Annotated in this window: 14 protein-coding genes and 1 pseudogene; 3 read left to right on the top strand and 12 right to left on the bottom strand. The window is 52.5% G+C overall.

What is annotated here, in order from left to right; translation table 11 throughout:
* Positions 1–151: 151 nt before the first annotated feature.
* Complete coding sequence (locus ACP7BE_RS04270) at positions 152–433, bottom strand: XRE family transcriptional regulator (RefSeq protein WP_095000213.1); 282 nt, start codon at positions 431–433, stop codon at positions 152–154.
* 6 nt (positions 434–439) lie between these two features.
* On the bottom strand, positions 440–643 hold the full coding sequence (locus tag ACP7BE_RS04265; protein WP_095000214.1) for a hypothetical protein: 204 nt from the start codon (positions 641–643) through the stop codon (positions 440–442).
* Between the two features lie 20 nt (positions 644–663).
* On the opposite strand from ACP7BE_RS04265, the gene ACP7BE_RS04260 reads away from it, so the two are divergent.
* Entirely contained in the window at positions 664–906 is a 243-nt protein-coding gene (locus tag ACP7BE_RS04260; protein ID WP_426104871.1) for a hypothetical protein, read from the top strand.
* Between the two features lie 399 nt (positions 907–1305).
* Here ACP7BE_RS04260 and ACP7BE_RS04255 read toward each other — a convergent pair whose 3' ends face one another.
* From ACP7BE_RS04255 to ACP7BE_RS04225, 7 genes are all read right to left on the bottom strand, one after another.
* Positions 1306–1581, bottom strand: coding sequence for a hypothetical protein (locus ACP7BE_RS04255; protein ID WP_170943692.1), 276 nt, complete (start codon positions 1579–1581; stop codon positions 1306–1308).
* Positions 1582–1993: 412 nt separating this feature from the next.
* On the bottom strand, positions 1994–2935 hold the full coding sequence (locus ACP7BE_RS04250) for a TauD/TfdA family dioxygenase (RefSeq protein WP_095000216.1): 942 nt from the start codon (positions 2933–2935) through the stop codon (positions 1994–1996).
* Between the two features lie 16 nt (positions 2936–2951).
* Positions 2952–3260, bottom strand: a complete 309-nt coding sequence (locus ACP7BE_RS04245) for a hypothetical protein (protein ID WP_095000217.1) — start codon at positions 3258–3260, stop codon at positions 2952–2954.
* The gene (locus ACP7BE_RS04240) at positions 3250–3966 is read right to left on the bottom strand and encodes an AzlC family ABC transporter permease (RefSeq protein ID WP_426104868.1); all 717 of its coding nucleotides are present in this window, start codon (positions 3964–3966) and stop codon (positions 3250–3252) included. Before ACP7BE_RS04240 ends, ACP7BE_RS04245 begins: the two co-directional genes overlap by 11 nt.
* On the bottom strand, positions 3963–4709 hold the full coding sequence (locus ACP7BE_RS04235) for a 2OG-Fe dioxygenase family protein (protein WP_426104866.1): 747 nt from the start codon (positions 4707–4709) through the stop codon (positions 3963–3965). Before ACP7BE_RS04235 ends, ACP7BE_RS04240 begins: the two co-directional genes overlap by 4 nt.
* Positions 4710–4722: 13 nt before the next feature.
* The gene (locus ACP7BE_RS04230) at positions 4723–6111 is read right to left on the bottom strand and encodes a radical SAM protein (protein ID WP_426104864.1); all 1389 of its coding nucleotides are present in this window, start codon (positions 6109–6111) and stop codon (positions 4723–4725) included.
* Positions 6112–6274: 163 nt separating this feature from the next.
* Positions 6275–6421: a hypothetical protein gene (locus ACP7BE_RS04225; RefSeq protein WP_426104862.1), complete on the bottom strand. Its 147-nt coding sequence runs from the start codon at positions 6419–6421 to the stop codon at positions 6275–6277.
* A gap of 610 nt (positions 6422–7031) precedes the next feature.
* Between ACP7BE_RS04225 and ACP7BE_RS04220 the strand changes: the two are divergent.
* Positions 7032–7145, top strand: a pseudogene (locus ACP7BE_RS04220) (helix-turn-helix domain-containing protein); the annotation flags it as partial.
* Between the two features lie 263 nt (positions 7146–7408).
* Here the strand turns inward: ACP7BE_RS04220 and ACP7BE_RS04215 are convergent.
* From ACP7BE_RS04215 to ACP7BE_RS04205, 3 genes are all read right to left on the bottom strand, one after another.
* Positions 7409–8896: an MFS transporter gene (locus ACP7BE_RS04215; protein WP_426104860.1), complete on the bottom strand. Its 1488-nt coding sequence runs from the start codon at positions 8894–8896 to the stop codon at positions 7409–7411.
* 420 nt (positions 8897–9316) lie between these two features.
* Positions 9317–10030, bottom strand: coding sequence for a FadR/GntR family transcriptional regulator (locus tag ACP7BE_RS04210; protein ID WP_095019920.1), 714 nt, complete (start codon positions 10028–10030; stop codon positions 9317–9319).
* A gap of 106 nt (positions 10031–10136) precedes the next feature.
* Positions 10137–11873 (bottom strand): IlvD/Edd family dehydratase, encoded by a 1737-nt coding sequence (locus ACP7BE_RS04205; protein ID WP_426104858.1) that lies wholly within the window; start codon positions 11871–11873, stop codon positions 10137–10139.
* Positions 11874–12063: 190 nt separating this feature from the next.
* Between ACP7BE_RS04205 and ACP7BE_RS04200 the strand changes: the two genes are divergently transcribed.
* On the top strand, positions 12064–13386 hold the full coding sequence (locus ACP7BE_RS04200) for an MFS transporter (RefSeq protein ID WP_095019922.1): 1323 nt from the start codon (positions 12064–12066) through the stop codon (positions 13384–13386).
* The last annotated feature ends 11 nt before the right edge of the window (positions 13387–13397 follow it).

The raw sequence follows: 13397 nt of genomic DNA, 5'->3' as shown, positions 1-13397 counted from the left end.
TCGCCAGCCAGCTTTCAGAGGGATACTTTCCGGGCGGGACGGGCGTTTTATTCTGAGATTCAAAAACTCCTATTATAACTAAACTAAACAACCATTTAGTAGAGTTATAACTGGATCATCTTAAAAGAGCGATAGTAGCAGGATTGACCTCTCATTTACCCAGTTTCGCGCCCGCGAAACTCTTGTCCTGGTGGAGTTTCTCAAGGTATTCCATCAGATCCGCCTCCCGATAGGCATGAAAGTGCCCGTGTAGAAGCTCTTTCAGATCTGATTCACTGAGCCCCAAGATGCCCACAGCCCTTGAGATTCGGTCTTCTGAGTAGGTAATCACCTGGCTGATTTGCGCAACAATTAGGGCTTTCCTGAGCATCTGTTCAGGGTTGGCCACGCCGATATCTGCGTAAACATTGCCAGAGCTTTTCTCTATTTTCATGGCTGATTAACCTTGAGTGGCTTGAGAAATATTGGTCAGCGTTAACGAACCGTCAGGCTGTTTTTCTACGGTCAACGTGTCACCAATGACAAGGCCCATTTGGCTGAGCAGATCATCGGGCAACGGCACGATCATGTCGCCAGTGCCATCGGCAGCGTCTTGGCATGTGACTGTCCAACGTTTACTTTTGAGGTCATGTGTTGGGTTCATATTTTTCCCCAGGTATTCAAATGACAGAGCCAATTCCTGATTACGATCCGGCAGACTCGCTGGTTGATACTGACACCATAAACATCTTTTTAGCTGATGCTAACGACACTGGCGACGCGGCTTATATTGCCGAAGCGATGGCCGTTGTTGCACGCGCAAAAATGCGCATTGAAGCACTGGAGATTTTGCAGCGTGTCCGCCAAGGTCAAGAAGCTGTGCATTCAGCGGCGGACGTAAGGAAGGATCTGGACTTGGACGACTGAGTGCCTGTTGAAAAGCAGCCTCCACTGGCCCTGACATCCCAATACGCAGTTTCGCATAATGTATATTATGTTAAATTCTGGATGGTCTTATAAATACTCTTGAGCATCCAAATGGCATTTGCGCCAATCGCGATTTGAGTGGACATCCCAAACGGTTTTTACATTCAAAGATTTAAATGGAAAAACCGTAAGATACCAATGGCGCGCTCATGGACGCGTTTCTGACCGCTCAATAGTTTATCCCTTCACGGTTTTGCCTGGGGCTTCAGGGCGACACCATGCAACGAATTTACAACGATGGGAAAGAACACCTGGAGCGGGCTATTCCCAATGACTGGGCTATCCCCGAAAAAACCGTAAACCGCCGATGCCCCACGAGGGTCGTTGAACTCATCAATGTCATTCGCAGCGCTGCCGATGATCATCAACTGAATCCATCAACCCTTCTGTCAGTGCGCTGGATGGATCTTCTCCCTGACCGTAGAAACGCATGACGCGTCGGATGAGACATGCTTGTTTCTTTTCAGGAAGGCGTGCCAGCAGGTCATGTGTGAAAACCTTCAGCTCACTACGAAAGGGATGAAGCTCTTGCATGATCGCGGCGTTACTCAATGGCGGTTGATCAGGAGGTGGCTGGGTGAAGCGGCCAACGAATAATTTATCTAGAATTCCCATACACCTCACTTCTGTGGACTCAAGGCTTGCGCCCTGCCCCATCGATAATCAGCTCTTGCTAGGTTAAAGCATTAAGTGCCGGATCGTTTGGGCGTGGCCTCCGGCACGGCTGTCGTGAACCAAGCCGCCGGATTATGCGGTGGAGATAACTTTTGTACCGTGCTGCTCGCTACCAGCGTATTCCCTCTCCCACCATGCCTTTCTTGCTGTAGCGTCTGGCCTGCTTGCGGAGCGCTTGGAAGTGTCCTCTGAGCTGCTTGACGTAGAGGATATCTACAATGGCGCCCTGAGTAGCCGCGATCATCACTGCCGTACCTACCGCGACCGAAGGGGCTGCCATATAGAGAGTTTCAGATTTTTCGTCGCTCGACTATCAAGAAACTGCACCTGTTTAGCACAGGTGCATTTATTACTAGAAAGAATGGTCGCCAATGGCTCCTACAGCACGCCAAACACTAACCATGTCATGTTCATCTGTAAGGTCACAATGCCGCGAGCCATAGACTCGTTTCAGCCAACGCCGTCCTTCAACAGCGCCACGACCATGTACGCACCGATAGTTGTTGAATACGAGAAGATCTCCCGGCTCCAAGACGATGTCTATTGCAACTGCTTCAGCAGCCTCTATCCAAGCTGACACAGCTTTTTCTGCTTCATGATTTTCTGCCAGGGTGTAGATTGCACAACGAGACTCTTCGTATCCATCTATCTGTTTCAAGAATGGAGAAGGCGGCGTATGAAGCGTATATCCGTTCAGAGCAAATGAATCATCGTGTTTATAAGTGAACAGTGGGCGCCGCAGAGTGCTGATAATTTCATCTGGCAGAAGTTTATTTACCTCGTCGACTACCGCGATGCGAGTAGTTGCTCCTGCTTCGTTATTAAGTGCAATAAGTGCCGCTGCCTCTGGCCGCGCCTGCCGAGGAAGAAAAGGGCTTTCTACATGTAGATTGAATTTAACCCTACCTGCATTAGACAGGGTCTTTTCCCAACCTGCGATAGGGTGAACGTCTTGTAGAATGGCACCCTCCTTTTCCTCAGGATAACCGAAGTGCCGGAGACCCATTGCATGAGTGATGCCTACTAGAACCGCATCAGTCAGTTCAGCGCTTCCGACCTCCCATCCATCAGCCAAGATATTGACTGGCAGATTCTTTAAAACTGCTAAAGGGCGGCGCGACTTGAAAATTCGCTCATATAATAAATCAACCGGGACGCCGGAGCGCAGAACAATCTCTGCATAACGTTTGTCACGTCTGTCAAAACCGGACTTTAGCGCAGATGAGAGTTCCGCTCTCAATTCGTCGCGAACAGTGCCGCTAATTGTAGAAATTACAATGTCAGTGGTGTCCATGTCAGTCCCTTAACGGTCAATATGTCACAATGGCTGCGTATATTAATGTTGAGCTACAGGCAGTGAGCATCAACCCGGCGCGTGTAAAAAAGGTGGCAAAGGCAGCGACCAAAATGCTTGCTATTGCCGCCGTCGCCACAATATTTACCTCGACCCATATCAGATATACAGCGAAGTTTATAAATACGGCCATTGGAAGCGCCTGTTCGGTGGTTTTTCTTCCTGATGGTGATAGTTTCAGATTAATAAAGGCCGGCGCTACTCGAACCAGCAGGCTCGTTGTGATGAGTGCGGCAATCACTAAAACATGATCATTAAGGTTCATAGGTCAACCTGCCAAGTCTCCAGGTACTGAACGCAATACTTGGTAGCCAGAACCAAGATTTACCTAGTAGTGCAATAAAGACCAGGGCCGCCGCAACACAAAGTGTTAGCTCAATGAGGCGCCATTCCCAGGGCGCAGATATACGGGGTATGCGACTTTTTAGCTGCTCGAACGAAAGCACTAAAAGAACTATGCTTGCCGGAAAACCTAGATTCATTTCAGGGCTGAACCAGTTTGCGGGAATTAGCGTGGCAAACAATGCACCTGCAAAGGTAGACGATACCCACGCGAGATAAATTGTTAGCCGCGTGCTGAAAATTGCCGCGAATTGATCGCGCTCACGTTCCAGTGCGTAGGCTTCGTCACCAACTAAATGTGCCATAAATGCACGGGGTATGGGCCGTTTTGGAAGGCGCGTTAGCGTTGTGATAACTATTGGTATGTATCGGCAGTTAATAGATATCGCAACGATAAGCATTGTAAGAAATCCTATTCCTTGCTCGGCAAGGGGCAGCAAGGCGAACTGCCCACTGCCTGAGTAGCCCATAGCACTGAGCAACAAGACTTCGAATGGAGTCCAGTCGGATTGGGATGCCAGAACCCCGAACAACATGCCTGTAGGAGCAACAGCTAAGGCGGTTGGCAGGGCTCTACGAAATGCCATCCAGGCATATAGCGTTGGTGACGATTGGACTTGAATGGTCATGGTTTTTTCAGTAATGAACTTGTGGCTAAGGCTAGGCGTTCGTGAGTTGGCCCATAGGAGCGTTTATGCCACGGACTGATTTCGATCACCCAAATATCTCTGTAACCATCATTGCCTTCGACGGGTGTAATATTTGAGGCATAATGAATGTAACGCTCATCATCAATCAGCACAGCCTGATTTTCTTCAAGCACGGCGCGATGAACAATTTCATTGGACGCAGGATCAATAACTTGTGTTTCTCCCCCTTCAACATTATGGCGCTTCGCTACAACAATAACGCTGAATAGGTGACCATCACGATGCGGGCCCTCGGGAACCGTGACCCCATTAAACTCGGAGTTCACAATGACCCTGATTTGGTTCACGTTGATGTGATAACTTTCTGAAAAATCAACAGGCAAGCTATCGAGAACTGCGGTTACCAGGGGAGTGGGGTCGCACTCTAGCTGTTCTCTGTGGCGTAAGACACCTCCGGCCTCGGCAAGGCGTATAAATTCAGCCGATTGGATGTATTTCCTTTTTGGAAGCAGTGCGTAAATCCACTGGCCTTCCTCCCAGTAGGCGAAGTATTGGTTCAACCGGATGTTTCGCAGCCTTTTCAAACTGTGGCCGTCGCGTGGCATAGAGTTGAAAGACTCAATCACTTGTGCAGACATCTCTGGTGTGTTGATGATGTCATAGCCATATTTAGAAAATTGGCTGTCGCTAGCAAAAACTTTGGCTTCAGATGCGATACCCATGATTTCTCTCAATTTATGCAGGTTGGAGATCGAAAGTAGCTATTTCAAAAGGCTGAAGAGCATCAATGTGCTTTCGAGTAATTCCTCGATAGAAATCGCACGCTGCTGGTTCTACTACGTCAATGGCCGCGTACTTCTTCTCTAAGGGGCCTAGGCAAAGACCAGCGCAGAAACCTTCGATCTCACAGCCCCTGCAAAATTCAGGGTTCTCATGGCGTAACTGTGCATGCTCTAAATAGGCAGGAGCGTCCAAAAGCGCTGGGCCTAACTCAATTGAACCTAACAATGTAGACCCGGCTTTGCAGGCGAACACGGATCCATTCGGCTCAATACTAAATTGTGCACCTTTTGCTGAGCAGTTCTTGAAGCCTCGCTCGGCCACAGCATCATGTCCCAAGAGAACTTGGAATATCTGATGCCAATAACCAGTTAAGACCACGCCCTTTTGGCGTCCATACTCAACAACCTTCCAGAGGCGATCTACGATATTACCTGTTCCAAAGGAGCTATAGAAAGTCGGATCGAAATCTACAACAACGCCAATCTCACCAGCCCCAACATCGACCGCCAAGTCAACGATAGACTCATTAAAGTCATCCCACGTTGCAGATGTCAGCGCTGCATTGATCGCGATGCGGTTTCCTTTAGCTTGAAGTAGGCGCAGGCCTTGCATGACAACTGGCGTGCTGTCCTCGCCACTTTTCAGCGGCCTGCTTGGACTAGTAGGTGAATCGAAACTTACGCAGACTGCTACCTGATGGCGGGCAAATTTATCCGCTACTTCTTCAGTTATGAGCGACCCATTAGTCACAGTGGAATAAGAAATATGCATTCCATCTTTGGAGCCGTCACCGAAACGATCCAGAACTGCATCAATTGCTTTCCAATTTAATAATGGCTCGCCACCGAAAAACTGAACCATTACGCTATACATGCCACCTGCTCGGGAGGCAGCCAGTGCCTTTTCTACATAATGTACGGCATCTTGAGGTTTCATATGCCGATTTTTTTTGTCAAATTGATGTTCGAACCTTTCCTTGGAGGCATACATCGAGTTATTGATGTCGACTTTGATTTCGTCTTGAGCAACAACGCGGATCAGCTCTATTTTTGCCACCTCTTCTTCAATAGACATCTCCTTGCCTTGAATACCTTCAAAACAATAGGTGCACCCAAAGTTGCAAGCATTCGCAAGAATCAACTGAATAATATTAACTTTTTTCTCAACTGGCTTGCTCTGAGATAAGTTGAGTGCTTCTTCATTGATCAAGAATCCACGAGCGGCGAGCTGCTGAATCAGCTCAGCCTCCCTTGTGGGGGCTTCTAGTTCAATCCATGAGTTAGGGATCACGCGTCCATTCTTGAAGCTCTCCAGAACGTCGACTGCTGCTTTATCCAGCATACATAGCCCGCCCCTTTGCCGATGGTAGACCGAAGTACGGTCATCCATTCGTCTTAGAACTACATCTCTAGAAAGGGTATATTTATTTTTTTCCATCAGTCAGGCCCTGATTTATTCCCTTAAACTTGGAAAGCACGTCGCGCTGGGCGCGACGTGCAAAACCTTACTTGCTCAAGCAGTCTTTGAGGCGGCTGTGTTGGCTGGTGGTGAGCGTACCGCCAACGGTGCCACCGACAGTACCACCGACAGTACCACCGACAGTCCCGCCAACAGTCCCACCAATAGTGGAAATGCTAATGGAGTTTTTCATTGGTAATTCCTCTTTACGCTGATAATGGGCCGAACTTGACCCGTTGAATGCACTCTCGATATCGATCATGCAAACTCTGGTCACGAAGTTGGTAGCCAATCGAACGCAGCGAGGGTAGAGGCGTTCGCACATGTTCGAGGGGTGATCGAACATTGTCCTTGTGCGCTACTTTGAGCATCTGACATTGTGAGTCAGCATTGCTCAGGTCGTGAAAATCCTTTAAGCACTAAGCAACAATACCCTGAGAGAGAATGTCACTACTGACAAGTGATAAACAGTAAGAAAATTTTGCCGGATAATCGAAATATCTTTTGGGGTTTCTTGAGGGAGAGGTGAGACAGGGGCAAGTCAAAAAGCCAGACGTTACGCTATATAGGTCTTGATAGGGCATCAGGCTTCGTCCGTTGAATTATTTACATCCAGCGCCAATCATAAAGCTCACTATTTGTTGATGTCAACCTATAATGGGCTGGTATTTTTCATAAACATCAACTTTGAAAGTTTGGTTTTTTATCATTTAAAAACAAACACTTATAAATATATACCCTGTTCTGGCGCGGTGATTTTCTCTGTTATAAAGCGCGCTTCACTAAAAAGCGAGACGAAACAGAACACCAGCGCTTCGACCGTCAAACAGTAGGAATCGGGTGATAAGCGACCCGGCGGAATGGCACTGAAGCTGCTGACCATTGTGCAGAAGCATGGGATCGAAATATTGGCGTGATTTTTACAGGCCCTGACTCCCTTGATTGAAGGCGAGACCTGGCTCTATATGGGCGGGTTTTCCCGGATTATTACTTCGCTGCGATGACTGCCAGTAGCCTCAGAAGAGAATGGAAACGTCGCTGGCTCTTTCAACACGCGGCGATCCGCGCCAGGCGCAACGACCAGCGGTGAATCCATCTCCCCCCTAGAATCCGCCGTAGTGGCTTGTCCTGGCCATTAAGCGTAAACAGGAAAGCTTTTGTTCCCGTGCAGACGACTTTTTCAATTGGCTGCACGGGAATGTGCCGACCTGTTTTTGTGGTGCTTCAACACAAACCAGACCAACAGGCTCAATGCGCCGACCAGTGCAGCCGCCGTCAGTAAAACCATGCTGTGGGAGGCACTAAAAGCTTTTTGCCCCGCTGCAGCAAGCTGCTGGCCTTGAATGCCTCCAAGTGTTTTGGCCGCAATCATCGTTTCACCAATAGACCGGACGGCTGTCTCGGCCATGGCAGATGGAATGCCGTCAGGCAGCTGTATGGATTTTTCATAGGTGGATACGAGAAGAATACCGAAAACGGTTATGCCCAATCCGGTGCCAAGGTCGTAACTCGTGGCCTCAAGGGCTCCGGCAGAGCCCGCTTTTTCCATTGAAATACTGTTCATGATCGCCACTGACGAGGCGGTCAAACCAATGCTCAGGGAAAGCCCCAGAGCCACCAGCATCACAATAACGGCTACCCCGCCGCTGCCCAGGTGTATCTGGGCCAACCCGACCAGACTTACCGCGGACACCAGCAACGAGCAACTCGCAACCCACCGCAGGCCAATCGCCTTCAGGATGACCCCGGCAAGAGGCCCACCGATTGCAGCCGCAATCATCAGCGGCATCATGAAAATACCGGCCTCCAGGGGCGTACGCTCCATGACGAACTGCAGTTCTTGAGCCAGCAGCAATTCGAATCCGGCAAGCGCACCCATGGTTACCAGTGCCATGACGATACCCGTGCTGACCGCCGGAATGGAAAAAAGGCTCAGATCCAGCATCGGGGTCGTGGTGTGAAGCTGCTTGCGTACAAACCAGACAAGCATCAGTGCTCCGAAGACAAAACAGGCACCTGTTACGAAAACAGAGCTGTTGGTTTTGAAGCCCGATTTGAGGGCGTAAACACTTGCCATGACACCCAGGATCAGAATCAAGGACTGTCCGATGGTCCAGTTTCCATCGCCGACCACACTTCGTCGCGGGATGTAGGCGATCACTAAGGGTATGACCAGCAGCATCACGGGCACATTGATCAGGAACACCGACCCCCACCAGAAATGCTCAAGCAATGCACCACCGACCAAGGGCCCGATGGCGGCTCCGGTGGAGGCAACAGCGCCCCAGATACCCAGCGCTACTGCTTGATCGCTCTGATCTTCAAAGGTTTGTCGAATAATCGCGAGGACGCTGGGCATGACCATGGCGCCGCCGAAGGCCATGAACGCCCGTGCGCCGATCAACGATCCGACATTGGGAGAAAAGGCGGCCAATACCGAACCTGCGCAGAAGATACCCAGCCCGGCCAGCAGCATTCGGCGATGGCCGACCCTGTCCGCAAGCGTGCCCATGGGAATCAGCAGGCTGGCCATCAACAACGGGTAGATGTCGATGATCCACAGAATCTCGGTGCCCGTTGCTTGCAACGCAAGGGTCAGTGACGGAACCGCGACATGAAGAATGGTGTAATCCAGGACAATCGGCATAAAAGCCAGAATGACCGACATGAGGACTAACCAACGGTTTGAGTTGCCATTAGACACAATAAAGAGACCTTTTTACCGGGATCCCGGTCTTCAAACGGTTGTGAGCCGTTTTAAGCCGTTGTTGTTACCACGCTTGCGCCCCAAGGCTGCGCCGCGATGCTAACCCATATCCCCCGGCTTTCCCGCCGTGCAAATGTGAAGCTTTGTGAAGTCCAGGGTTTGAACCAGGACGATCCAGCCCTGCCCTGGAAACTGTAATCTGGCCTGATGAAAAGACACTATCGGCACCCAGGCAGCGCCCTGCTCGACCTCTATCGGTTCGGTCAAATGCTGTCGGGGTAAAAACACTCAACGCTACGAGTTTGCGCAGTCAAGTACAGCGCATGGCCCTTGGTTGGGCGCCGTTCCAGGTCGAACCAGGCTCGCTGGTATCTACCGCCCTCACCCCTGGCTCAACACCACATCCAGCGCCATGCGCGCGTCTTCGAGCTGTACCAGTGTGGCCTGACGCGCGCCCAAAGCGTCGCGACTTTCGATCGCGGTCAAAATTGCCTTGTGCCGTGGCAGTGCAAGCTCGTGCAGGTTGGGTCGCCGGTTGGAGTGCTTCATGGCTTCGCGCAAGGCCAATGACAGCATGTTGCACAAGTTGGCCAGTAAGTCGTTATGGGTTGCGTCGGCAATCCGGCTGTGAAAGTCCAGGTCGGGTTGCAGTAGCTCTTCAGGGCTGGAAGCGCTTTCCATGCGTTGGTAGGCTTCATGAATCGATGCCACATCTTCTGCAGTTGCATGCTGGGCTGCGAGAGCTGCCACCGCGGGCTCAATAATGCTGCGCACAGTGGTCAGCAAGCCAAAAAATTCATTTTGGGGTGAGGCCTGCAGCAACCAGTGCAACACATCAGGGTCGAGCATGTGCCACTCGCGGCGCGGTTTGACCACGGTACCCACGCGCGGCTTGGAGTACACCAGGCCTTTGGCAACCAGGACCCGGGTGGCTTCGCGCAATACCGGACGGCTGACCGCATATTCTGTACAGAGCAATGCTTCGGCCGGCAGTTTGTCGTCGGATTTGAAGCGCCCGGAGACAATCTGTAGGCCGAGTTCCTGAACGATGCGCGTATGCATGCTTTTGCGGTCGGAGGGCTGACGATAATCCATGGGGCGCTGGTCGATCCTTTCGGTTGAAAGCGCGGATCATAGCAGGCGCGGGTTGAATTGCGCCTGCTCTGATTGTCATGCGGGCTCGCTTTGCGGGTGTCGAAACTTAGTGGGAGTGACGAGGCACTTCCGATCCTCGGCAGCCCACCAAAAAATCGAAATCGCAGCCTTGGTCGGCCTGCATGACATGGTCGATGTAGAGTTGGCGATAGCCGCCAATCAACAGGTTTGTTGGCGGTTCGATATCGGCCAGGCGGGCGGTCAGTTCGGCATCGGAGATATCCAGGTGCAAGCGTCCACTGACACAATCCAGTTCAATCCAGTCACCTTCCTGCACGGCCGCCAGTGGCCCGCCGGCTGCGGCTTCCGGAGCAACGTGCAGCACCACTGTGCCGTACGCCGTTCCGCTCATGCGGGCATCGGAAATGCGCACCATATCGGTCACGCCCTGAGCCAGCAGCTTGGCGGGTAGACCCATGTTGCCGACTTCGGCCATGCCCGGGTAACCCTTTGGACCACAGTTCTTCATCACCAGAATCGAGTCGGCAGTGACCGCCAGCTCAGGGTCATTGATGCGGGCCTTGTACATGTCGAAGTTCTCGAATACCACGGCCTGTCCGCGATGCTTCATCAGGGCCGGGGTCGCAGCGGATGGCTTGAGTACCGCACCCAGAGGCGCCAGGTTGCCCCGCAATACACAGATCCCGCCGTCGGCGACCAGCGGGTTATCGATGGCCCGGATGACTTCGTCGTCACCATAGATCGGTGAGTTTTTAACGTTCTCCCACAAACTTTTGCCGTTGACGGTCAACGCTTGCGGATTCGGAATCAGGCCGTTCTCACCCAGGCGCCGCAGCACGGCCGGCAGGCCCCCGGCATAGTAGAACTCTTCCATCAGGAAGCGTCCCGAAGGCTGCAAGTCCACCAGGGTCGGGGTGCCCTGCCCTATGCGGGTCCAATCATCCAGCTCCAGATCCACGCCTATCCGCCCGGCGATGGCCTTTAGGTGAATCACGGCGTTGGTCGAACCGCCAATAGCGGCATTGACCCTGATGGCATTTTCAAAGGCTTCCCGGGTCAACACCTTGGACAGGCGCAAATCCTCGCGGACCATCTCGACGGCACGCATGCCCGACATATGGGCCAGCACGTAGCGGCGCGAATCCACCGCCGGGATGGCCGCGTTATGAGGCAGCGAGGTGCCCAGGGCTTCAGCCATGCAGGCCATAGTCGAGGCCGTGCCCATGGTGTTGCAGGTGCCCGCCGAGCGCGACATCCCGGCCTCGGCCGAGAGGAATTCGTCGAGGCTGATGGTGCCGGCTTTGTAGGACTCGTGCATCTGCCAGACGATGGTGCCGGCGCCGATGTCCTTGCCTTTGTGCTTGCCGTTCAGCATCGGTCCACCGGTAACCACAATGGCCGGGACGTCACAGCTGGCAGCGCCCATCAACAGCGCCGGGGTAGTTTTGTCGCAGCCGGTCAATAGCACCACTCCATCGATCGGGTTACCGCGAATGGCTTCTTCCACATCCATGCTCGCCAGATTGCGCGTCAGCATGGCGGTAGGTCGCAGATTGGATTCGCCGTTGGAAAACACCGGGAACTCGACCGGAAAGCCACCGGCCTCAATGACACCGCGTTTGACGTGCTCGGCGATGGTCCGAAAGTGAGCATTGCAAGGCGTCAGTTCCGACCAGGTGTTGCAGATACCGATGATGGGCTTGCCCTGGAACTGATGATCGGCAATGCCCTGGTTCTTCATCCAGCTGCGGTACATGAAACCGTTTTTATCAGCGCTGCCAAACCATTGGGCAGAACGCAGGGGAGGAAATTTGTCTGACATGATGGAGGGCTCTTATTGTATGACTAATTATTTTCCGTGCCGCTAAATTAGCCGTAAAAAAGCCATTGTGGAAGAGTTGTTGGTTAAATAGTAATACTATATAGTCGTTTTCACTGAGAGTTGATCCTGGCGAAAACCCGCTTGAGGCCACTCCAGAGGTGCCATAACAAAAACAATGGGAGACCGTCTCATGAGCCAGGAACTCCGGCTTATTCGTCGCATTACGCTTAAACTCATTCCGTTCCTGATCCTGCTGTACCTGATTGCTTACGTAGATCGTTCGGCAGTGGGCTTTGCCAAGCTGCACATGGGCGCTGATATCGGCATTGGCGATGCAGCCTATGGCCTTGGCGCCGGGCTGTTTTTCATTGGTTATTTCCTGATGGAAATCCCCAGCAACCTGATGCTCGAGCGTTTCGGCGCCCGGCGCTGGTTTGCGCGGATCATGGTCACCTGGGGCGCCATCACCATTGGCATGGCCTTTGTACAGGGACCGCACAGCTTCTATGTCATGCGCTTCCTGTTGGGGGTCGCCGAAGCGGGATTCTTTCCTGGCGTGCTGTACTACATCACCCAATGGTTCCCGGTCCGTCATCGCGGCAAGATCCTGGGCCTGTTTATCCTGTCGCAACCTATCGCAATGATGATCACCGGGCCCGTGTCCGGCGGCTTGCTTGGCATGGATGGCATTCTAGGTCTGCATGGCTGGCAATGGCTGTTCATTGTGATCGGCATGCCCGCCATTCTGTTGACCTGGCCCGTACTGCGTTACTTGCCGGACGGTCCACAGCAGGTCAAGTGGATGGATCAGGGTGAGAAGGACTGGCTGCAAGGCGAGCTGGAAAAGGACTTGCAGGCTTACGGCCAAACCCGCCATGGCAACCCGTTGCATGCGTTGAAAGACAAGCGCGTGTTGCTGCTTGCCCTGTTCTATCTGCCCGTCACCCTGAGTATTTACGGACTGGGGTTGTGGCTGCCTACGTTGATAAAACAGTTTGGCGGCAGTGACCTGAGCACCGGGTTCGTGTCTTCAGTGCCCTATGTATTCGGCATTATCGGCTTGCTTATCATTCCTCGCAGTTCCGACCGCCTCAATGATCGCTATGGACACTTGGCAGTGCTCTATGTGCTGGGCGCCACTGGCCTGTTCTTCAGCGCCTGGCTGACGGCTCCGATGCTGCAACTGGCGGCCTTGAGCCTGGTGGCGTTTTCGTTGTTTTCCTGTACCGCCATCTTCTGGACATTGCCGGGACGCTTCTTCGCCGGTGCCAGTGCCGCCGCTGGCATTGCCCTGATCAACTCGGTGGGCAACCTGGGTGGCTACATCGGACCGTTTGTGATCGGTGCGCTCAAGGAATACACCGGCAACCTGGCCTCGGGCTTGTACTTTCTGTCCGGGGTGATGCTGTTCGGGCTACTCCTGACGCTCGTGGTGTATCGCACCCTCGAACGTAAACACGTGCTGCAGTCGAGCGAATTTGCCGCCAGCGCCCGTGCGGCGACTCATCTTTAATCAAGGGACAC

This window comes from Pseudomonas sp. TWR1-1-3, from assembly GCF_049896805.1.
GTDB classification, from domain to species: domain Bacteria; phylum Pseudomonadota; class Gammaproteobacteria; order Pseudomonadales; family Pseudomonadaceae; genus Aquipseudomonas; species Aquipseudomonas bubulae.
The sequence above is the reverse complement of the archived record's forward strand: the minus strand, read 5'-3'. Positions and strand labels throughout refer to the sequence as shown.